The 21,599-nt window shown below is 44.8% G+C and carries 19 protein-coding genes; 13 read left to right on the top strand and 6 right to left on the bottom strand.

Annotation, left to right across the window (positions count from 1 at the left end; genetic code table 11):
- The first annotated feature begins 1 nt into the window (after window position 1).
- The gene (locus tag ABWW54_RS02295; RefSeq protein WP_353409687.1) at window positions 2-628 is read left to right on the top strand and encodes an RNA polymerase sigma factor; all 627 of its coding nucleotides are present in this window, start codon (window positions 2-4) and stop codon (window positions 626-628) included.
- Window positions 621-983 carry a hypothetical protein gene (locus ABWW54_RS02290; protein WP_353409685.1) on the top strand — a complete coding sequence of 121 codons (363 nt, stop codon included), beginning with the start codon at window positions 621-623 and terminating at the stop codon, window positions 981-983. Before ABWW54_RS02295 ends, ABWW54_RS02290 begins: the two co-directional genes overlap by 8 nt.
- 6 nt (window positions 984-989) lie before the next feature.
- On the opposite strand, the gene ABWW54_RS02285 is transcribed toward ABWW54_RS02290, so the two are convergent.
- Complete coding sequence (locus ABWW54_RS02285) at window positions 990-2,255, bottom strand: retropepsin-like aspartic protease (protein ID WP_353409683.1); 1,266 nt, start codon at window positions 2,253-2,255, stop codon at window positions 990-992.
- A 309-nt stretch (window positions 2,256-2,564) separates the two neighbouring features.
- Between ABWW54_RS02285 and bktB the strand changes: the two genes are divergently transcribed.
- The gene (bktB, locus tag ABWW54_RS02280; protein ID WP_353409681.1) at window positions 2,565-3,746 is read left to right on the top strand and encodes a beta-ketothiolase BktB; all 1,182 of its coding nucleotides are present in this window, start codon (window positions 2,565-2,567) and stop codon (window positions 3,744-3,746) included.
- Window positions 3,747-4,059: 313 nt separating this feature from the next.
- Here bktB and ABWW54_RS02275 read toward each other — a convergent pair whose 3' ends face one another.
- A complete protein-coding gene (locus tag ABWW54_RS02275; protein WP_353409678.1) occupies window positions 4,060-4,551 on the bottom strand; it encodes a GreA/GreB family elongation factor in 492 nt (163 codons plus the stop codon).
- A gap of 230 nt (window positions 4,552-4,781) precedes the next feature.
- Between ABWW54_RS02275 and recQ the strand changes: the two genes are divergently transcribed.
- The 6 genes from recQ (at window position 4,782) to ABWW54_RS02245 (ending at window position 12,851) form a co-directional block, all read left to right on the top strand.
- Window positions 4,782-6,581 carry a DNA helicase RecQ gene (gene recQ / locus ABWW54_RS02270; protein ID WP_353409676.1) on the top strand — a complete coding sequence of 600 codons (1,800 nt, stop codon included), beginning with the start codon at window positions 4,782-4,784 and terminating at the stop codon, window positions 6,579-6,581.
- A 121-nt stretch (window positions 6,582-6,702) separates the two neighbouring features.
- The gene (locus ABWW54_RS02265) at window positions 6,703-7,953 is read left to right on the top strand and encodes an Hsp70 family protein (protein ID WP_353409674.1); all 1,251 of its coding nucleotides are present in this window, start codon (window positions 6,703-6,705) and stop codon (window positions 7,951-7,953) included.
- Between the two features lie 147 nt (window positions 7,954-8,100).
- Window positions 8,101-9,585, top strand: a complete 1,485-nt coding sequence (putP, locus tag ABWW54_RS02260) for a sodium/proline symporter PutP (protein WP_353409672.1) — start codon at window positions 8,101-8,103, stop codon at window positions 9,583-9,585.
- Between the two features lie 2 nt (window positions 9,586-9,587).
- Window positions 9,588-10,082 (top strand): Lrp/AsnC ligand binding domain-containing protein, encoded by a 495-nt coding sequence (locus tag ABWW54_RS02255; protein ID WP_353409670.1) that lies wholly within the window; start codon window positions 9,588-9,590, stop codon window positions 10,080-10,082.
- A 90-nt stretch (window positions 10,083-10,172) separates the two neighbouring features.
- Window positions 10,173-10,388: a (2Fe-2S)-binding protein gene (locus ABWW54_RS02250; RefSeq protein ID WP_353409668.1), complete on the top strand. Its 216-nt coding sequence runs from the start codon at window positions 10,173-10,175 to the stop codon at window positions 10,386-10,388.
- A gap of 459 nt (window positions 10,389-10,847) precedes the next feature.
- Window positions 10,848-12,851, top strand: a complete 2,004-nt coding sequence (locus ABWW54_RS02245) for an alpha/beta hydrolase family protein (RefSeq protein WP_353409666.1) — start codon at window positions 10,848-10,850, stop codon at window positions 12,849-12,851.
- Window positions 12,852-13,532: 681 nt separating this feature from the next.
- On the opposite strand, the gene putA is transcribed toward ABWW54_RS02245, so the two are convergent.
- Together putA and ABWW54_RS02235 are read right to left on the bottom strand one after the other, a co-directional pair.
- A complete protein-coding gene (gene putA / locus ABWW54_RS02240) occupies window positions 13,533-17,141 on the bottom strand; it encodes a bifunctional proline dehydrogenase/L-glutamate gamma-semialdehyde dehydrogenase PutA (protein WP_353409664.1) in 3,609 nt (1,202 codons plus the stop codon).
- 150 nt (window positions 17,142-17,291) lie between these two features.
- Entirely contained in the window at window positions 17,292-17,720 is a 429-nt protein-coding gene (locus ABWW54_RS02235; RefSeq protein ID WP_353409662.1) for an HIT domain-containing protein, read from the bottom strand.
- Between the two features lie 63 nt (window positions 17,721-17,783).
- Here ABWW54_RS02235 and ABWW54_RS02230 point away from each other — a divergent pair, with 63 nt between their 5' ends.
- Window positions 17,784-18,296, top strand: coding sequence for a DUF1285 domain-containing protein (locus ABWW54_RS02230; RefSeq protein WP_353409660.1), 513 nt, complete (start codon window positions 17,784-17,786; stop codon window positions 18,294-18,296).
- Between the two features lie 39 nt (window positions 18,297-18,335).
- On the opposite strand, the gene rsgA is transcribed toward ABWW54_RS02230, so the two are convergent.
- Window positions 18,336-19,391 carry a small ribosomal subunit biogenesis GTPase RsgA gene (rsgA, locus tag ABWW54_RS02225; protein WP_353409658.1) on the bottom strand — a complete coding sequence of 352 codons (1,056 nt, stop codon included), beginning with the start codon at window positions 19,389-19,391 and terminating at the stop codon, window positions 18,336-18,338.
- Complete coding sequence (locus tag ABWW54_RS02220) at window positions 19,388-19,618, bottom strand: GIY-YIG nuclease family protein (protein WP_353409656.1); 231 nt, start codon at window positions 19,616-19,618, stop codon at window positions 19,388-19,390. Before ABWW54_RS02220 ends, rsgA begins: the two co-directional genes overlap by 4 nt.
- A 463-nt stretch (window positions 19,619-20,081) precedes the next feature.
- On the opposite strand from ABWW54_RS02220, the gene ABWW54_RS02215 reads away from it, so the two are divergent.
- The 3 genes from ABWW54_RS02215 to ABWW54_RS02205 all read left to right on the top strand — a co-directional run bounded on the left by ABWW54_RS02215 (window position 20,082) and on the right by ABWW54_RS02205 (window position 21,560).
- On the top strand, window positions 20,082-20,480 hold the full coding sequence (locus tag ABWW54_RS02215) for a response regulator (protein ID WP_353409654.1): 399 nt from the start codon (window positions 20,082-20,084) through the stop codon (window positions 20,478-20,480).
- A gap of 82 nt (window positions 20,481-20,562) precedes the next feature.
- A complete protein-coding gene (locus tag ABWW54_RS02210) occupies window positions 20,563-20,931 on the top strand; it encodes a response regulator (protein ID WP_353409652.1) in 369 nt (122 codons plus the stop codon).
- An 86-nt stretch (window positions 20,932-21,017) separates the two neighbouring features.
- Entirely contained in the window at window positions 21,018-21,560 is a 543-nt protein-coding gene (locus tag ABWW54_RS02205) for a chemotaxis protein CheW (protein ID WP_353409650.1), read from the top strand.
- The last annotated feature ends 39 nt before the right edge of the window (window positions 21,561-21,599 follow it).

The following is a 21,599-nucleotide window of genomic DNA, read 5'->3' as shown; positions in this document are numbered from 1 at the left end:
AGTGAAATCTATCGCTGCCTCAGACGAAACGTCTTCTTGTGTTCATGGATCATATAAGGGCATAGAGGACGTTGATCTTATAAGGTTGGTGGCTAACGGTAATCATGAGGCGTTCACCGAGCTTGTCCACAGATACACTCCGATATGTGTGGGCGTCGCACGAAGAATGGTGGTGAGCGAGGCAGACGCCGATGACGTCGTTCAGCAAGTTTTCATAAAGCTCTGGCAAAAGCCCACGGCTTGGGATTCACAACGCTCGGCGTTATCTACCTGGCTCTATCAAGTTGTTATGAATGCATGCAGGGATCATTATAGGACGAATAAAAAGTTTCAAAAAGTCGATTTGCAAGTCAAAGACGAGCCAGAAGCACCCGATGCACTTTATCATGTTGATGAAAGTGAACAACAAGCGGCGCGGCAGTTTCTGTTAGTTCAAGCCATGAAGGAGCTACCGAGAGCTCAAGCCGACGCGATTAATTTGGCGGTATTTAATGGCTTGCCGCAAAAGAAAGTGGCTGAAGTGTTGGGAGTCAGTGTTAAGGCTGTTGAGTCTCTTCTAAGTCGTGCTAAAGTTAAGCTTAGGAAGGTGGTCATGCAAAATCAACGGGAGGTCTACGGTGATGAGTAAAACTGAAGATTATGATGCGTTAGTTACAGAGCTGCATGCCGAGTTCGGCGAGCTCGATAATGCAACGATTGACTCGCACAAATTAGAACAAAATATTATTCGTGTTACCCAAGGTATGTCCCAAGAGCCAGAATCTAAAGAGTGGCCAATAGGCACAAAGTGGTCATTGAAATCCTTTTTTATTCCTTCTGCTTGTATCACCAGTTTGGCCTTGTTGGGTTTAGTCTACCTCAATGTTGGTTTGGTAACAGACCCTGCCGTACCGGTGATGGTTACGGTTTCAGAAGAGGCGGATTTGACTTTTCAAGAGCTATGGCTAGTAGAAGATGAGTTGTTGTTCTCTGATGAATTATAGCAAAACCTACAGTTCATTGGTTGGCGTGAATATTAGAGCGTTCTGAGCATTGTCTATTGAGTAGGCATATTCTTTGCTTACGCTATTGAGTAAATCTGTTCCTAGTAACCCAGAAAAATGTCGGTCGTTTCCGAGGTCAATTCCTGCAATGGTTAAATTTTTAATGACAAAAGAGCCTAATTGCACATCCCTAATCGTGTAAAGATTGGCATCTCGAATTCCATTTGCAGTGCTAATTTGAATCGATTGACCGTTTGCTTGAAGCCCTAGGCGACTGACTGTTTTAGTATCGAGCGCTGTGATCGATGCGCCTGTGTCTAATAACAAGGTAATTGGCTTTTGATTTACCTTTAAGTTGACCAGCATATTGGTTCCTAGTCTCTGAATCGGAATCATAACGCCTAGCGATTGCTTGCTTGAAGTGGCATTGTCGATTTCCGTCGACCTTTCACTGGAACCGAGCTTTGCCAGTAAGTCTCTACTGATAGAACCCAGTTCAATATCATATTGTAATTGTGTTAACAGAGTTCGAGCATTGGCCTGATCCTTTAAGCGCAAATAGGAATAGGCTAACTCTAGCTGAAATCTATTAAAACTGGGGTGTGACCTATAGAGTGTTTCATACAGCCGATGACTGGCTAAGTTATCGCCATATTGTTCATGCTGTGCACGTAAGTTTGCGGTCACTCTGATTAAGGCAGAAAGCATTTTTTCAAGACTATTGCCGTCTGTTTCAAGTAAACTCGCTTTCAGTAAGGCGCTGAACGCAGAACTCCAGTTGCTGCGCTTAATTGAAACCTGCGCCAATTGATTCCATGATTCCAAATCGTCAAAGACGGCCGTCTTTGATTCATAAATAGTGAGCAATTGACTGATGTCCCCTTGCTGGTGAAGGAGGAGCTCTTTGGTTGCATAGAGTTGTTTTATCTGTACCAAGTCGTCAGAAGAAATACCCGAATAATTTTCATTTATATACTCAGTCGCGAGTCTGTAGCGGCCTTCGTTAAGGAGAGATTGGATATTATCTAAATGAGCACTGAGCGTCCTCGCATCTGCGTTCTGTCCATGTTTATCTGAGAGCTTTGAAATCAGTTGGGAATAAGAGCTATCAGTAATAACATCGTCTTGCTTTAGGTCGGAGGTGGCGTTAGATTCAATTCGAATGCCTGCTTTATTATAGCGATCACCGTTTCCGATGATTTGCCATAGACCGTACGCTCCTACACTCAAGAGCGTTAAGGTAAAGAGGTAAAATCTGACGGAGCGTAGCATGGTGTTTATTTGAGTCCTGGTTGATGATAACGCAAACTAATAGTGATCATCCCTAAGCCTAGCTGGTTTCTAGATAACTAGGTTGATAAAATTAATCATCGCATAAAGGTATTCTCGATGAAAACGCTCAGCGATCTGTATTCGAAAGTAATCCGAATGAGAAGGCATTGTCTTCGATATTTTACTTCCTTATTCTAAATTAGAGTGAGTTTGAGGGGGTTCTTTATGTCATTCTTTTAAGCTATTTGTAGAGTGGGTTTCCTCAGTTAGAGTCGCTCTATCACTTAAGACCATATTTGAGGTTAGATCATGACAAACGAAGTATTTATTATTAGTGCCGTTAGAACGGCTATAGGGAGTTTCGGTGGCAGTTTGAAAGGGGTTTCTCCAGCCGATTTGGGCGCCGCTGTTACCGCTGAGGCTGTAAAGAGAGCGAACGTTGAACCTAATTCGATTGGTTCAAATGTTGTTGGTCACGTCTTGCGAACGGATGTTAAAGACGCCTATATGGCACGTCGTGTCGCCAAGCAAGGTGGTCTTCCAACTCACGTGCAATCACTGACGGTTAATCGCCTTTGCGGCTCTGGTCTAGAGGCAATTACTTTTGCTGCTCAACAATTGCAATTAGGCGAAGTGAGTGTGGCCGTTGCTGGGGGCACTGAGTGTATGAGCTCTTCAGCACATTTGTTGACTACCAATCGATGGGGGCAGCCGATGGGCGAAGGTAAGATTCAGGATGAACTCACTGGTGGGTTGACCGATCCGTTTGGCGTGGGCCACATGGGCGTAACCGCTGAAAATCTTTCTGAGAAGTACGACATATCAAGGGAGCAGCAAGATCAATTTGCACTTCAAAGTCAAGAACGTGCCGTACAAGCAATAGAAAGTGGACTTTTTAAAGATCAAATTATGCCGTTTGAAATCAAAACACGCAAAGGAGTGACTGTTTTTGATACAGATGAGCATCCTCGAGCAGGCACTACCTTAGACGCTTTGAACGGATTACGCGCAGTGTTCAAGGATGATGGAACGGTTACAGCCGGAAATGCTTCAGGAATTAATGACGGAGCGAGCATGGTGGTTTTGGCCACCGCGGAAGAAGTAAGTAAACAGGATCTGAAGCCAATGGCCAAAATAGTATCCTATGGCCGATGCGGAGTGCCTAATGAAATCATGGGTATCGGGCCTGTTGGGGCAACGAAGATTGCTTTAGAGAAAGCTGGATTATCCGTTGAAGATCTTGATGTCATTGAGTCAAATGAGGCGTTCGCAGCACAAGCTTTGTCGGTCTCTAAAGAGCTCGGCTTTCCTGATGATAAAACAAACCCCAACGGGGGTGCCATTGCCCTTGGACATCCAATCGGTGGAAGTGGCGCAATTATTTTGACTAAATTGGTCTATGAGTTGCAAAGGGTTGGCGGAAAGTATGGGTTGGCGACACTGTGCATCGGTGGCGGGCAAGGAATAGCGATGGTGATAGAGGCGGTTTAGACGGGGCTCAAACGTGGGTGTGGCGTTGAGCATACCCTGTTCTATTTACGAGTAGGGGCCTGAAAAGACAGGCATAAAAAAAGCGCTTTGGTATAGGGCCAAAGCGCTTAAGCAAACTAAATAATGTAGGGGTGGGGTATATTTAGTTTGGTTTTCAAATGAAAAACAACATGTCTCACCGGCTCGTTCATACCGCTTCGACAACGTATTTATATCAAACTTTAATAAGCACTGCAGTAAAAACAATCATGTGTAACGAAAATGTAATAAATGTCACATTTACGACACATTTTTCGCACTAATACGGTGCAATCTAGGCGTAGCGAATGGATATGATGGTGTAAAAGCTATCTTTATTGTTAATTGTTATGCTTACTTCGTCATCTACTTGCTTTTTTAAAAGCACCTTAGCGAGAGGCGAATCAATACTTATGTCACCGTTTTTTGTATTGGTTTCATCTGGCCCGACGATCCGATAGGTTACTAGGCTCGCATCTTCTTTTTCCAATTCGACTATCGCACTGAAAAACACCTTCGATTTATCGCCTACCTGCGACGCTATTTTTAGGTCGGGCATTCGTTTTTGCAGATACCGAATTCGCCGGTCGATACCCGCTTGTTCCTTTTTACGGTAGATGTATTCTGCATTTTCGGATCGGTCGCCTTCTGCCGCCGCGGCGGCTAATGCGTCGTTAACAATTCGCCGCTTTGCCCAAAGAGATTTCAATTCTCGTTCAAGAGCGTCATAGCCTTCTCGGGTGATGATGGCAGTTGATCTAGGTAATCGTGGGCGCCAGCGGCTCATAGGTTTTAATTAGTCGGTGCTTGATTGAGGTTCGAACGAGGGGCATACTTGCCCGCCATCGAGCGGAAGTCCAGATTCATGTTATTTCACTCGTACGTTAAAACTCAGTGCTAAGTTCTTAGCACAGGTTTTTAATGCAACTATTGAATACAACCATACTTAACGAAGGCTTTTATGCTGTTTAACCAATTGCTTGGATTGTGCAATACATCAATCAGACCGAACTCTCGATGATAAACCGTGCAGAGCATATATTAAAGCATACCTTCGGCTACCTTTCTTTTCGCGGAAAGCAGCGCGAGGTGATTCAGACCATCCTCGATGGACAGGATGCGTTGGTGTTGATGCCCACCGGCGGCGGTAAATCCTTGTGTTATCAAATTCCTGGATTGGTGAGGGAGGGCCTTGCGATTGTTGTATCGCCTTTGATAGCTTTAATGCAAGATCAAGTTAACGCTCTTCAGCAGCTAGGTTTGAGTGCCTCTTTTCTCAATTCATCCCAAAGTCGTGAAGAACAAAATTTGGTCATGCGTTCTATTCATGACGGTTCGTTAGATATTTTGTATGTTGCGCCAGAAAGATTGCTGCTCGACAGCACTTTAAATCGATTAATGGCGACGGATGTGTCCCTTATTGCAATCGATGAAGCGCACTGTGTTTCTCAATGGGGGCATGATTTCAGGGTGGACTACCTTGGTTTGCATGTTTTACGGCAGGCATTTCCCGGAGTGCCCAGAGTGGCATTGACGGCCACTGCGGATGACCGAACGAGGCATGAAATAATTGATCGCTTGGCTCTGTCGGATCCAGCGGTATTTGTGAGTAGCTTCGATCGGCCGAATATTCGATATATCGTTCAAGAAAAAGGTGACGCTAAAGCGCAATTGATTAAATTCCTGCAAGGCCACAAGAACGCGGCTGGGGTGGTTTATTGTATGACTCGCAATAGGGTTGATGGAATGACAGCCTGGCTACAAGGAAGAGGCGTAAAAGCCTTAGCCTATCATGCTGGGATGAGTACCGATGATAGAGCCGAAAATCAGCGTCGTTTTCTCAGAGAGGATGGCGTTGTTATGGTGGCTACAGTGGCGTTTGGAATGGGAATCGACAAGCCAGACGTCAGATTTGTGGCACATTTAGATTTGCCTAAGAGTATGGAAGCCTATTATCAAGAAACGGGACGTGCCGGACGTGATGGTCAACCCAGCGAAGCGTGGATGGTCTATGGTTTACAGGATGTCGTTAGAATAGCGAAAATGGTACAAGACTCTAACGCCAATGAAAATCACAAGCGAGTTGAGAGATCCAAAATAGACAGCTTGCTCGGATGGTGTGAAACCAATACATGTCGTCGGCGAGCATTATTGCGGTACTTTGGCGAGTCGCAGGAAGATGTGTGTGGCAATTGTGATGTTTGTCTTAACCCACCTAAAACATGGGATGCCACCGAAGCGTCGCAAAAGTTATTGTCCAACATCTATCGCACGGGGCAGCGGTTTGGCTCAGGTCATGTTATTGATGTCTTGCGCGGTAAAGATAACCAGAAAATTCAGCAATTTGGCCATCACAAACTGAGTACTTACGGCATTGGAGCACAATTTAGTGACCGCCAGTGGAGGTCTGTCATACGGCAGCTACTAGTACAGAACTATTTGTTAGTGAACGAAGAGCAGTATGGAGCGCTTCAGTTGACCGAAAAGTCACGCAGCTTGTTGAAAGGAGAAGTTAAAATTTTCTTACGCGAAGGGATTGAGTCGGCCAAACCTGAGCGCGTAAAAAAGCGTCCGTTGAATGTTAGCGAGTCTGATTCGAGTTTTTGGGATGCTTTGAAAGCGTGTAGAAAGGAGTTGGCTGATGATCAAGGAGTGCCTCCTTTTCATATCTTTCATGACGCGACGCTCATGGAAATGATGCAATACCGACCTCAGAGTAATGCTGAGATGTTAACTATTAACGGTGTCGGAGAGGTTAAGCTGAACAAGTATGGTGATGAGTTTTTGGAAGTTATTGCTCAGTTTCCGACTAAATAGGCGTATTAAGAGAGTTGTGTTGGTGCTGTATGGCGCTTTTGGATGAATTGGTATTTGAAGCCGATGTCACTGCAATTTAATTTGAGGTTGCGGAGACAACGTTAAATATAAAAAGAATAGAATGAAGTATTTTGGTTTAGATTTTGGCACTGCCAACACATCACTCGCCATGGCGGATGAGCATTGTACGTCGGTTTTGGGTATTGAGAACGGAGAGGATTCAATGCCGAGTACCCTGTTCTTTGATTTTGAAGACGGCGCTATCACGATCGGTGAGGCCGCTTACGAAAACTATTATTTGGGGGAGCCTGGGCGATTTCTACGATCTTTTAAAAGCGCGCTGGGGACAGCTACGATAGATCATCAGATTAGAATTAAGCGCAATACGTATAAAGTCAGTGACATCATTCAACGGTATATAGGCGGTGTATTGCAAGCGGCCCAAAAAATCAGTCAGCATCAGATTTCTTCCTTAGTCGTTGGTCGTCCAGTTCAGTTTGTGGACGACAATAGTGAAGCAGATGCAAGAGCTGAGGCCTCTTTACGAAAAATAGTTCAAGAGCTTGGCGTAAAGAACGTTGAGTTTCAGCTGGAACCGATTGCGGCGGCACTCAATTATGGGGTGACGGTTTCCAACGAGGAAACGGTATTGGTGGTTGATATTGGAGCCGGTACCTCCGACTTTTCGGTAGTAAAGTTTTCTCCTCAAGATCACAGTGAAATGGTGGCTTCACAGGTTATCTCCAATCGAGGAATTCACATTGGGGGGAATGATTTTGATGGCGTGATTGCGTTGGATACAGTCATGCCGCATTTTGGGTACCGTCAACGCTTTAAGCGACGAGACGACCTTGAGTCTCCTAAGTCATTCTATTTAAATGCCTCAGCTTGGCATAAAATAGATTTACTTTACGATAAGAAAGTTCTGGATAGTCTGAAGGAGCTTGCACCACAAATGGTAAGACCAGAGTTGGTGAGGCGGCTTATTGAGGTAATCAGTACGCGGCAGGCCCACAAGGTATTGGGGGCGGTGGAGTCGATAAAGAAAAATATTTCAGATAATCATTCCAGTGTTATTTGCTTGCCATTCTTACGCGATAGATTGGAAATTGAAATCACTCGCTCTCAGTTTGAAGATCAAATCAATGGAATGTGTGCAGATATCATAGCCACAGCGAACTTGGCTATTTCTGATGCCGGTCTTTCTAAGAATGATATCGACACGGTCTATGTTACTGGAGGCACAATGGGGCTTGCCCATCTACAACGAAAAGTGACTTTTGAGTACCCTACTTCGAAGATAGTTGAGGGCGATAAAACAACCGCTGTTGCGCGCGGCTTGGCGTTAGACTCTCGACGAAGGTTCGCTTGATGTAGCATGTTAGCGTGGCCATGGCTGCACTAACATCGATTATCTTTGCATATTAGGTTTTTCTAGTGACTAGAGCCCTAAATAAAGTGCTAAGGTCGACTTTTTTTGGCACACTAAATATTCGGTTAAACGCACTCATTTCTCCTTATGGCATCTGGCGCATTTATTTCTTTGGGCATTTACTTTCTTGTTATGCTCGGCATTGGTTTTTATTCTTATAGCAAGACTAAAGGCGATGTTTCTGGCTTTATGTTGGGAGGGAGAAGTCTCAGCCCTTCCGTCACTGCACTATCTGCAGGGGCCTCCGATATGAGTGGTTGGCTATTGATGGGCTTGCCGGGGGCTATGTACGCCACTGGCCTATCGAGCATATGGATCGCGATTGGACTCACAGTCGGAGCGTACTTGAACTATTTGTTGGTTGCGCCACGGCTGCGTATTTACACTGAGGTGGCGAATGATGCCGTCACGATACCAGAATTTTTTGAGCACCGATTTGCTGACCACAGTCATGTTATTAGACTTATTTGTGCGATTGTTATTATCGTTTTCTTTGCAATTTACACCACGTCGGGAGTGGTAGCGGGTGGGAAACTATTCGAAACCTCGTTCGGACTAAGTTATGGGCTAGGTGTCGTTGTTACCGCGGGCGTGGTCGTTGCCTATAGTGCGTTTGGTGGCTTTCTCGCGGTCAGTACAACAGACTTTGTGCAGGGCTGTATTATGTTTGTAGCGCTAATACTTGTGCCGCTGGTTGCGCTTACGGACATAGGAGGTTGGTCTGCGACTCAATCCATTTTGACCGATATCAATCCCAATCTTCTTTCAATACAAGGGGTCGGTGTTTTGGGTGTTATTTCGGCAGCTAGTTGGGGACTAGGGTATTTTGGGCAGCCTCATATTATCGTCCGTTTTATGGCTATTCGATCCGTCGAAGATATCAAAACCGCACGCCGAATTGGAATGAGCTGGATGATAGTCTCGCTTATTGGAGCCTGTATGGTTGGGTTAGTGGGCGTAGCATTTGTGGCTAAAACAGGAGCAAACTTCAATGACCCTGAAACGATATTCATCTTCTTTGCAAATACGCTGTTTCACCCAATAATCAGTGGCTTTTTACTGGCAGCAATCTTGGCTGCGATCATGAGTACTATTTCTTCACAGCTCCTGGTGACCTCAAGTTCTCTGGTTGAAGATATTATTCATACATTTGTTCATAAACAAGCAAGCCAAAAGCAGCTGGTCTTTATGGGCAGAGGTGCTGTAGTTGCTGTTGCGTTATTAGCCGTGGTATTGGCTCAAGACAGTAGCAGTAGTATTCTGTCGCTAGTAAGCAATGCATGGGCCGGGTTTGGTGCCGCATTTGGGCCCGTTGTGCTGATGAGTTTATTTTGGCGTAGAATGACTCGTCTCGGTGCACTTGCCGGAATCTTAACAGGGGCAATTACAGTATTGGTTTGGATTTATGCGCCTTTCACTCTCGGTGGGGAATCTTTAAGTTCGGTAATATTTGAGATAGTTCCGGGTTTTATACTGGCATTGATTGCTATAATTGTGGTCAGTTTGGTAACTCCAGAGCCTAATGCTGCTCTGCAAGAAGACTTTAATAGAATGCATCGCCAATTGAGGTAGTAATGATCGAGCGAAAATCTGAAACTAAGCGGCATCGAAAACTCGATAGAATTGACCGCGCAATATTGGCCGCTTTACAAGAAGATGGTCGTATTTCAAATGTGGCGCTAGCGGATAAGGTTCATCTTAGTCCAAGCCCTTGTCTTGAGCGGGTTAAACGGTTGGAAGCAGCGGGTTACATTGATGGGTATACCGCTAAGCTCAATGCTTCTCGGTTAGGGTACGGAAAAGTGGCCTTCGTTCAGGTATCACTAGAGCGGACTACCGAAGAAGTGTTTCTTAAGTTCAAACAAGAAGTGATGTTGAGTCCACACGTGGCTGAATGCCACATGGTTGCTGGTGGCTATGATTATTTAATTAAGGTGCGTTTTGATGACATGGAAAAGTACCGTTCGGTGCTTGAGCGGGTAGTTAGATTTCCTGGCGTGTCTCAAACGCATACTTACATGGTTATTGAGCAGGTTAAAGTTGAAGCGGACGTACCCATAGAGGCATAGTAAAAATAAAGTTAATGATATTGATTCGCATTTACATGATATGATTTTGATGTTACAGTTCCTTGGTAAATTGTTAGTCCGTCAAAAATCATGTTTGTATGCCTTTGTAAATCAGTTACCGATCACGAGATTCGATCTGCCGTCGATGACGGCGTTCGTTCGTTCGAGAGTATGCAAGAGAGGCTCGAAGTGAGCACTGTTTGTGGAGCGTGCACGTGCGAAGTAAAGCAAATTATGCAAAAACGGCTTGAAAAGGAAGTTCAGGTCAGAGAAATCGTGTTGGGCTTACAAGCCGCAACGATATAGGGAGTGATAGAAATTAGAAGAGCCGAATAATCATCGGCTCTTTGCATCTCATGGCGCCGCTTAGAAGTAGTGCGAACCGGCAGCATCCACTACAGCTAGACTGAAAGGTGGTTTTAGGCACTCCGAAAGTATGTCGGTGGTAGACAGCTTTAGCTTAAACTTACTGTAAACCTTCAATGTCAATTCCCCAGTGTTTGATTTAGATTTCAAACGCCTCGCTTTAATACTGTTCTAATCAACCTGTATAATCCTCTGTTTTCAAAATCCAGCGTTGTTAAACGCTGTTAAAGCTCTGTGTCATATCATTGGCCTATTCGTTATCTATAGATTTGTGCTCTGCGTGGAAGTTATGTTTCTCTCGGAAAGATTAATTCTTAGATTATATAAGCCGGATATGGGCTTACTAGCGCTTCTCGAAACCCACCTAATCTTTAGTGAAAAGTAATTGGTAAATTAGTAATGAGTTCACAAGCAGTGAGAAATATCTCGATCTTTTTGGTGTCCCTTTTGTTCATCCTGCCTTTGGCTGAGTCAAGTTCGGCTGACCTGCCGTTGGAACATTTTGTACGAAAAAGCGACTATTTAGACCTTAAAATATCTCCGGACGGTAGGCATTACGCGGCCCGTATAAGAGACGATGAAAAGGTCTATCTGTTGATTGTGAGCTTAGATGATGGCAGCGTCGTCGGTGGTGTTTCCCCAGGCGAGGATAACGAGGTTTCCAGTATACTGTGGGTTAGCGATAAGCGAATTATTTATACTTTTTCTGAAAAAGGCAGATCTCGAGATTATGCCGGTTTTACGGGTGAACTTTTCGCCGTCAACATTGACAGCAGCCAGAATAAACTTTTAGCGGGATATCGTGCGGATGATCAAGAGATTGGACGTCGAATCAAGTATCAAAAATCTTCTCTAGCAACTCATAGAGTAATAAGCACACTTCCGGCAGAAAAGCGCAAGGTACTAATTATCGAATACCCTTGGTCGCTTGTAGGTCATGTTTATTATGATGATAGGCAGAGATTGCCCATCGTTAGTAAATTGGATATCTTCACTGGAAAGAAGACCAATAAGGAAGTGATCCCATTTCGCGACGCGAGTGTCTATGCAAATGATGCAGGTGAAATAAACTTTATTACATGGCGTGATGAAACGAGTATGCGCCATGCATCCTACCGACAGAATAAAAAAGATGAATGGGTAGATATTTCAGAGGCGTTTGGCGACAAATTACAGAAATTGGTTGTCGCGGAAATTAGTCGAGATGGAAAGAAGATCTTTATGGAAGGGTCGTATACAGACCGTGAGCCGAAAACACTGTTTCGATTTGATCTGGATTCCAAAGAATTATCAAAACTGTTTGAGAATAAGGTAGACCTCTATGGTTGGGAGGTAGACAGTAACAATGAGCCTGTGGTTGGTATTTCGTTTCCCGCAGAGATTGAGTATCACTACTCTGTCGATAGTAAGGATTCAGAGGCTACGAAGGTACATAAGAGTTTAGTTAACGCGTTTTCTGGCAAGCAAGTTTGGCTTTCAAGTCAGAGTGTAGACGGTTCTAAGCTTACGTTGAGGGCATACAGCAGCACGAATCCTGGGGAGTACTATTCATACGATACCAACACCAAAAAGGCCGACTTTCTATGGGCAAATTATTCGTGGATCGACCCAAGAGCAATGCTTCCCAAAAAATCATTTAGATTGAAAGCTCGAGATGGGCAGGTGTTGCATGGTTACATTACAATGCCGCGCTTATCTGAAAATGATTCCAAACCTCCTCTAGTTGTTTTGCCGCATGGTGGACCTCATCAAGCTCGTGATTACCCATTCTTTGATAGCGAAGCTCAATTGCTTGCCAATAGAGGCTATGCCGTATTACAAGTCAATTTTAGAGGTAGCTCAGGGTATAACGAAGAATTTGAAAAGGCTGGTTACACGCAATGGGGAGGCCTTATGATTGACGACATCATTGATTCGACGGTCTGGGCTGTCGACGAAGGCTTGGTGGCCGAAGATCGAATTTGCATATATGGAGCCAGCTACGGTGGTTACGCCGCTCTGATGTCGGCTGTTAAGGCGCCAGACTTGTTTAAATGCACCATTGGGTACGTTGGTGTTTACGATTTAGAGGCCATGAGTGAAAAGGGCGATATTCCAAGAAATTTTGGTGGATTAGGTTATCTTAAAAAGGTGTTGGGCAATGATATAGAGGCTCTACGTCAATATTCGCCAATCAATTTAGCTGACAAAATTAAAGCGAAAGTGCTCTTGATTCATGGTGACGAGGACGTACGGGTACCAAGTTATCATGCCAAGAAGATGCGAGCTGAGTTGCGTAAAGTTGGAAAAGAGGCGGAATGGTTATATCTCGGAAATGTGGCTCACGGTGCGGTCAGTTTGGAAAACCGCATGAAGGTCTATACCAAATTACTTTCTTTCTTGGATAGCAATATAGGTCATTAGTTGTGATAAACGTCTTGCTAGGTAGTTGAATCAGGGCGTTCCACGCGCAGGTTTTCGTTGTTTAGCAAAGGTGCCTTGACAAATGCTTTCCATTAAATGAGAATGGTTATCATTATCATTAAAGGATGGTGAAGCATGCCGCAGTTAACTTTTCGAACCCAGGTGGGCTGCTGGGTTATCCCAGAGCACGTTGAGTTTGTAAAGCTGATGATTTCTCAACAGAAAATTTCGGCTTGTGATCTCTGTTTTACATCAGAAAAAGAGTGCCAATTCATGGCAAAAAAATTATCACTGCTGGCCCTTGAGGATGAATGTAAATATCAGAGGCCTTCGATAATTGCAGAACTTTCTCGCTATTTGGTCGCTAAAATATCCAACACTAATTAGATAAATTATGTATTCAACCGAGCGAAATGCAAGCAATCATACAGACTTAGATGAGCAAGATTTTGACGATCTTATGGCAGGGCTATTTGTCCTCGTGACACACCATAGTTTGACACAATGCGACAACGCACTACCCCAGATAGTAGACCGTATTCACCTTCTGACACATCATGTAGACATAGAGTGCTACCCGAACCAGCTAAAAGTTCTGCTTAAAATGCAAACTTTGTGGCGTACCAAACTGTTTAGACGTGAAGTGAGTTTACTTAAGCACTGACAAGCAGGCTTTCTACGCTAACTGTTTTCTTCATCTAAGTTAAAAAGTTGAGTGTTTCCTCCTTTTGCAACGAGATTGTCAGTTTTTGTTCGCTCAGAACTTAGCATGCTGCTGTACCAAGTTAGGTTCTCTCGCAGCAATACTGTTTCGTCAAACTCGATAAGTTGTGTGATAGCGCCAACTCGATTGGCTACACGGGTACGAAACTCGAGCAGTTGTGGGTGTGAGGCATGGATAACAATGGCTTGATGAGCTTTGTTCGATACGCGAGCCAAGACATTTTCTTCGTTAAACCTGATCTGTGGGTGATACTCATCGGGGATGTTGGTCAGCAATGCATCATGTTGAGCTTTGTTTGCGATATTTCGAATTGTGAATGTTACTGTATTGCCAAGCGCTAACGTTAAGTTGCAGATATGTGTCAATTCTTTCAACGGAGTTTGGGTGTCTAATACAAAGAGAACGTCCCCAATTGGTACGCTAATTAATTGGTTAGACTCTCCAGTGGGGCCTTGTAGAGATAAAGTAGGGGTCTCGGATGCGGCTTGGATAAGCTCATCGACGTTCAACGAACTTCCTGATTCGCTAGCTTGAGTGAATCGGTTTAGATAGCTTGGCCCGCCTGCTTTAGGACCAGTGCCAGACAGTCCGCGACCGCCAAATGGGTTAACGCCGACGACCGCGCCTATGGTGTTCCGATTTATGTAGGTATTTCCGGCGTTGGTGGTGTTAAACAAGTGATCTGCGAAGGCACTTATTCGACTATGGACGCCAAAGGTGAGGCCGTAACCCGTACTGTTGATTTCTTGAATAACCGAATCGAGATTACTCATCTTGTAACGAATTACATGAAGAATCGGCCCAAAAACTTCCTTCTCCAGACTCTTGATGGAGTCGATCTCATACACACGGGGCATAAAATAGTGCCCTTGAGGAGCATCTTTGGATTCGGGTGCTTTCATCGATCTTGATGATAGAGGTTCTATGTAGGATGCGTGAGTATCCAGGCGTGCTAGAGCTGTGCGGTCAATAATGGGGCCAACGTCGGTTGATAGGTGTTTTGGCGAGCCCACGTGAAGCAGCGCCAGAGCGCCCTCAAGCATATCGAGCACGCTATCGGCAATCACATCTTGCAAATACAATACGCGCAGCGCTGAACAGCGTTGCCCAGCGCTGTGGAACGCGGATGCGATTACATCATCCACCACCTGTTCAGGTAGAGCGGTCGAATCAACCACCATGCAGTTTTGACCGCCAGTTTCCGCGATAAATGGGATGCTAGGGCCATCCCTTAGCGCCAGTTGTTTGCCGATGGTTTGTGCAACGGTTGTCGAGCCAGTGAATGCCACACCTGCAAGACGAGGGTCGGGGAGAATAGTCGCTCCGATTGTTGGCCCGTCGCCGATCAATAGTTGAAGTGCGTCGGTTGGTATGCCTGCTAAGTGAAATAATTGCGTGACTCTGGTTGCTATGATTGGTGTTGGGTCAGCGGGCTTCGCCAAAACGCTATTGCCGGTTGCTAATGCCGCAGCGATTTGACCAGAAAATATGGCGACTGGAAAATTCCAAGGGCTGATGCAAAAATAGATGCCTTGTGCTGTTCTATTTGGGTTTTGGATTGCCTGCTCGCTGTAATAGCGGCAAAAATCAACCGCTTCCCGAATTTCAGAAACGCAGTCGGCAATGGTTCGACCCGCTTCTCGACTGATGAGGCCAATCAATTCGAATGAGTGTTTCTCAAGAATGTCGGCGGCCTTATTCAAAATTTCGGTTCGCTTTGCCACAGGAGTATTAGCCCAGCTCTTCGAACCCTGGTGTGCAATGTCAATTGCACTTTCAACATCGGCGACACTGGCTTCATGAAACGTGCCCGTAGGATTGTTCAAATCGCTAGGGTTTACAGAAACCCTTCCTTCGCTAAGAATTGCTTTGCCATCTATGATCGAATGACCAAGTAATTCTTTGGCTAAAACGTCCTCGATAGAAGTGTTTATTCTCGCGACCACTTGAGCGTCGTCCAAATCAAAGCCTTTAGAGTTCAATCGAGAAGAAGTGGGTGACAGAAAAATATGATCTGGAGTTGGAATTTTATCGTGTCGGTAATGTTTGTATTTCGCGCCGGTGTCATAGCAATCTGCCACGAGTTCTGAAGCGCTATAGCTTGAGTCTAAGAAGCGGTTCACAAAAGAACTATTAGCCCCATTCTCCAATAGTCTTCTAACCAGATAAGGAAGTAAGTCGCGGTGCTTGCCAATCGGTGCGTAAATCCTAAGTGGCGAAACGTCGAGGCCGTCTACATTCGGAAGGTGTTTGTATAACAGTTCCCCCATTCCATGGAGGCGTTGAAACTCGAATTCGGATACGCCCAGTTGATTGGCTAGATTGGCAATCGCCACAGCGGTGTGTGCATTATGAGTCGCAAATTGAGGGTACACGTTTTGGGCTCCCGACAATAGAATTTTAGCGCATTCTATATAGCAAATGTCGGTGTTAACTTTACGGGTAAATACCGGATAATCAGAGAAGCCCTGCTCTTGAGCGTGTTTTATTTCAGCATCCCAATACGCTCCTTTTACGAGTCTAACCATAATGGTTCGATTATTAGTTTGGGCTAGGGAGATTAGCCATTTTGCCAGAGCTGGAGCGCGCTTTTGGTAGGCTTGCATAACGAAGCCCAGGCCGCGCCAGTTTGACAATTCAGGGTTTTCGCAAAGTGCTTGAAAAATATCCAAAGACAGCTCGAGCCTCTCGGACTCCTCGGCGTCTATGCTCAGACCGATGTTGTATTTTTTGGCTTTAATACACAGTGCGGTGATTTTAGGTAATAATTCATTAGTAACCGTCTGGGCATGAGCGAAATGGTATTGTGGGTGTAAGGCGGATAGCTTTACAGAAACGCCATGCGCGTTAATGACGCTGTCAGCTATGTTCAATTCACCGACGCGATCAAATGCGTCGCTGTATGCGTGGTAGTAACGATCTGCGTCAGCGTGTGTGCGAGCGCCCTCGCCGAGCATGTCGAATGAAAATCTCACTTCATCATGTTTGTTTTGTTTGCGGCCTTGTGAAATTCCTTCATCGATGCTTCGACCAAGGACATATTGCCCGCCCATCAGTTTCATCGCCTGAAGAACGGCGATGTGAACGATTGGTTCACTGAGTTTTGTTACTAGACGCTTAAGCCAATTGCTTGGCGATTGCGTGATGCGTGAGTCAAGTTCGACAAGCTTGCCGGTTAGTACCAGCCCCCAAGTTGAGGCATTAACCAACCAAGAGTCGGACTCACCGGCATGACGAAGCCAATCACGAGACCCAAGCTTTTCGGCAATTAATCTGTCGGCAGTGAGCCTATCAGGCACTCTTAGTAAGGCTTCTGCCAGACACATTAAGGCAACACCTTCTTGGTTTGATAGGCCGTATTCCTGAAGAAATGAGTCTAGCAACGTCTGACTTTTAGTATCAGAGCGGCAAGTTTCCACTAAGCTGGTGGATTGTTTTTCTATTCGTAAACGAGTCGCTTCATTGAGCGCAGGGGTTGCTAAAAGCCCTTCAACGAAAGTGTGCTCGTCGGCGTGTTTCGAGGCTAAAATTTCCTGACGCAAAGCATTGAGATCAATAGTGTTCATGGATTGTCGCAAAGCAGGTAGATCATTAATTCACCCCATTATGCGCAAATCTTCGTCCAAATGATCTTTAAAATGAAGTAAATCGCAGCAGAAATTGGACGGCAATTAATACATTGCCAGTTGATTATGCGCTAATTGAATGGCGGCTAGTTAGTTGCTAACAAAGTTGCCGGACGCGTTTGTAAACAGAGTTCGGAATTTCTTTAGTGCTTGCTTGGATGTGGTTTGGGTGTAAGGCTTAGCTGGGATGTTTCCCCAAACAGGCTTCGGCCAAGCGCTGTCATATTGATAGCGAATAACATGATGTAAGTGTAGCTGTGGGACTATGTTACCGATCGCTGCGGTGTTTAGTTTGTCACCTTTGAACTCCGTCATCAGTGTTTTTGAAACCAGCATCGACTCATTGAGCAATGAGAATTGATCTGCCTCGTTGAGTTCATAGATTTCTCTTATGCCGGTTCTGCGAGGAACTAAAATCACCCAGGGCAATAAAGAATTGTTCATTAGAAGGGCGTCGCATAAGTTGAATGTGCCTATTTTTAGTGTGTCTTCGCTGAGTCGCGAATCTAATTTATACATGAGTCAGAGATAGGGTGAGTTTAGGATATGATACCAATAGGAATTCCACCGTATACTCGCATCATGAATAGATTAGATCAAATCGCTGAGCAAATTCAGCAAAACTCGCAACCCCCAGTGCATCTTTGGGCACCGGAGGCCGAAGGAGAAATCGATATCCATATTGATTCTCGAGGAGCTTGGTTTCATGAAGGAGACATGATTAAACGTGAGTCATTGGTGGCACTGTTTGCAAGTATTTTGTGGGGCGAAGAGGGTGTGCATTATTTAGTCACGCCCATTGAAAAGCTAAAAATAAAAGTTGATGACGTGCCTTTCGTAGTGAATCAAATGGAGGCGGTAGGTGATGCTTGGGTGGCGACTACGAATGTCCATGAACAAGTGATTATCGGTTCTAATCACCGCGTTGAATTGAGGCAATATAAAGACCAGTGGATTCCTTACGTTAACGTTCGATACGATCTGTGGGCTAGAGTCAATCGAAGCATCTATTATCAATGGGTGGAGACTGCTTTAGAGCAAGACTCCTTAACGCTGTCGAGTGTTGGCTATGAATTTTTGGTGGCGAGAGCCTAGAGCTGAGGTTCAGGCTTTAACGTTATGAGTTATTTTGATTTACGGGCTAGTTAACCCTCTTGCTTGCTGCTCAAGAATCGCGGCTTTAATGCGTTCGTAGCTATCAAATCGAACTTCATCGATGGCGCCATCATCGACAGCCGCTTGTATTGCGCAGCCAGGTTCCTGTTCGTGTTTACAGTCTCTGAATTTACAGTGCCCGAGTTGTTGGGCAATTTCTATAAAGCCCAGCTGAAGCTGTTCTACATCGATATGCCATAGGCTGAAATCTCTGATACCTGGGGAATCTATAAGTTGGCCGCCTGTTGGCAAATGAAATAGCTTGGCTTGAGTTGTCGTGTGCGTGCCTTCACCCGTGGCCGAAGATAGATCGCCCACAGCCAGCTTAGCTTCTGGGAGTAATGTGTTTATCAGCGAGGATTTTCCTACGCCGGATTGCCCAACAACGATGCTGGTTCGCCCGTTAATTAAGCTTGGTAAATTGTTCAGATGTGGCTCTTGATGTCTGGAGCTAATGACCAGCGAAGTTTGGTAACCAAGGGAGTGGTATACATTCAGAAGCTCAGATATTAGTTCTTCGTTGTATTCGTCTAATAAGTCGGCCTTATTAAGAACCAGTACTGGGCGAATATGCATGAGTTCTGCAGCAACAAGATAGCGATCTATCAAATTTGGTTGTGGGCTTGGCTCTGGTGAGATAACGATTATCATTTGATCAATATTCGCTGCTACCGCCTTTAACCTCCCAAAATTGTCAGGGCGTTCAAGTAAGCTCTTTCTGTTGAGTTTCGACTCGATAACGCCCGTTTGGTCTGCGCCTGCGCGCCAGATAACGTGGTCGCCGGCGACTATGTTTCCCAGATTGGTACGGCTTACGCAGATATGAATACTTCCTTGATCTTCACCTTCAAGAGCTTCAATTTCAAAATGTTTGCTATAACGACAAATAACAAGTCCTTGCTGTTCGCTACTTAGATCACCTGATTGAACTTGTCTTGTTAGATTACGTTCTTTCTTAAGTGCTCGTTCATTTCGTTCTTGTTGAATGCGTTCTGCTCGCCAGGCTTGTCGGCGATTTAGTTTGCGGTTGCTCATGAGTTTATTAGTGCTAATTTTTGGTTTCGCGTAAGTTTTTTCAACGCTGATTCTCGTTGGCATGCTGAAGAGCGATTGTCATGGTTTTCCAAATACGCAAGTTTGACTGGGCGACGATTGCGAGTGTACTTAGCTCCCTTTACATTGCATTCATTGTGTTCTTTTAGTCGTCTATCGATGTCGGTGGTGACTCCGGTATAGAGGCTTTGATCGGCGCATTTAAGCATGTAAACCTTCCAGCTCATCTTAGGAGCGCAGCAAAACATGCGCAAAAACGGGTAAAAAAAGGTGAAATATGGGCGACTACAGCTGCATTATTGAATTTGCACACCTTTTTATTTAACAAAAATACTGACATGATGTATGTTATACAGATCAAAGAATATTAATAACAACGATTTAAGAGAACAATCTGTCAATTCGCCCGATGTTTTAAGGGGTCCTATTGACTGGTGAACAAATGGGCTAGTAAGCGTTTAAACTTTAGGTCGAGGCCAGAGTATAAATGTAAATAGCAGGGTGCAAGTAGTTATCGTACTCGGTTAGCAAGCCCATGATGGGTGATGGTAATGTTGGGTGAACGGGTCAGCTCTCAAAAACAATGATGATGATTCTAATACATCAGTCTCATTACTTTCAGCGCTCATGGGTTCTTCTCTAATGCATGTACTTGGAGGCAAGTAGCAGTTTATGTCAGAAAATACTCAATCGGCCGCGGGGGCTAAACCAAGTGCTAAAGTAATGGTGATCGATGATAGCAACACCATTCGCATGACGGCTGAAACAATCTTGAAGAAAGAAGGCTTTGAAGTGTTTACAGCGACTAATGGCTTTGAAGCTATGTCAGTCATAACAGACACGAGGCCTGACATTATATTCGTTGATATCATGATGCCGAGGTTGGATGGCTATCAAACGTGTAAACTCATTAAGAATAATAGCTATTTTAGGAATACGCCGGTGATAATGTTGTCCAGTAAAGACAGCTTGTTTGATAGAGCCCGAGGCCGGGTGGCGGGTTCCGAGCAACACATTAACAAGCCATTTACCAAAAGCGAATTATTGGAAGCAATAAATCGCTATGTATAGTGACTTAAAGAATACCAAATACCACATCAGAGTTTTTACTAAACCAAACCTTACCAATTTTAACTGTTTTGAATAATAAACAATGTCGAATAAAACAATACTTGTCGTAGACGACTCAAAAACAGATTTTCTGTACGTAAAGAACATTTTAGATCACGGCGGTTATACCGTGGAATACGCGCCCTCAGGCCGCGATGGCATCGATGCTGCTAAGCGCATCAAGCCTGATTGTATTCTGATGGATGTCGTGATGCCTGAAATGAACGGCTTTCAAGCAACGCGCGCAATTTCGCGCGCGCCAGAGACCGCTGCCATTCCTGTCCTTATGCTCAGTTCTAAGTCTCAAGAGACTGATCGAGTTTGGGCGGAACGCCAAGGTGCCGTTGATTATGTTGTGAAACCAGCAAACCCTAAGCTTTTGTTGAGTAAGCTCAGGGCGTTGTTGCAGTAGATGTGCTAACAACTTTAATTTTACTGGGCAACGCTACTGATTTAGGGTGTCGGCCAGTAAGGAATCGGAATGAATAGGAGGCAAGTATGGCTGGAAATGCTCCATTTGAATTGTTAAGCAGCATGCGTGATGCAGCGGTGGAGCTGGCTGCGCAGGGTTTGACCTACTCAACCCAGTCTGCCGGTGTGAAGAATATCGCTTATATCGTTAACGGAGTGAACTTCTATTGTGATGCCCGTGACGTAAAAGAGGTGTCAACCTGCGATAGTTTGATGGTTATACCTCAGACAAAAGACTGGATGCGGGGGCTGATTAATTCGAAAGGTGTACTTTACTCTGTCACTGACCTTTCGATTTTTGCTGGATTTGGCAGAGCCATCCAGGCAAACAAAGGGCACCTGTTGTTGCTCAGTGATTCGGGCGCTCAAAGTTCTTTGTTAGTAAACAGAGTGATTGGTTTTCGATATTTTGAGGACGCCAATAAGATTGAAGACCTTGAGTCTTCTCTAGAGGCGGTCGATGGCTTGGCTCCCTTTGTTGAGGAAGGTTATAGCGTTGAAGGACAAAATTGGTATCGACTTGACGTTGAAAAGTTGCTCGCAGCTGAGCAATTTCGTGAGGTTCAGTAAAGTTTGGTGTAGCGATTTCAGAACCAAATTGTGGAGTAT

The organism is Arenicella sp. 4NH20-0111, from assembly GCF_040366405.1.
Classification (GTDB): Bacteria; Pseudomonadota; Gammaproteobacteria; order Arenicellales; family Arenicellaceae; genus Arenicella.
Note: the sequence above shows the minus strand (reverse complement) of the source record. Positions and strands in the feature narration are given on the sequence as shown.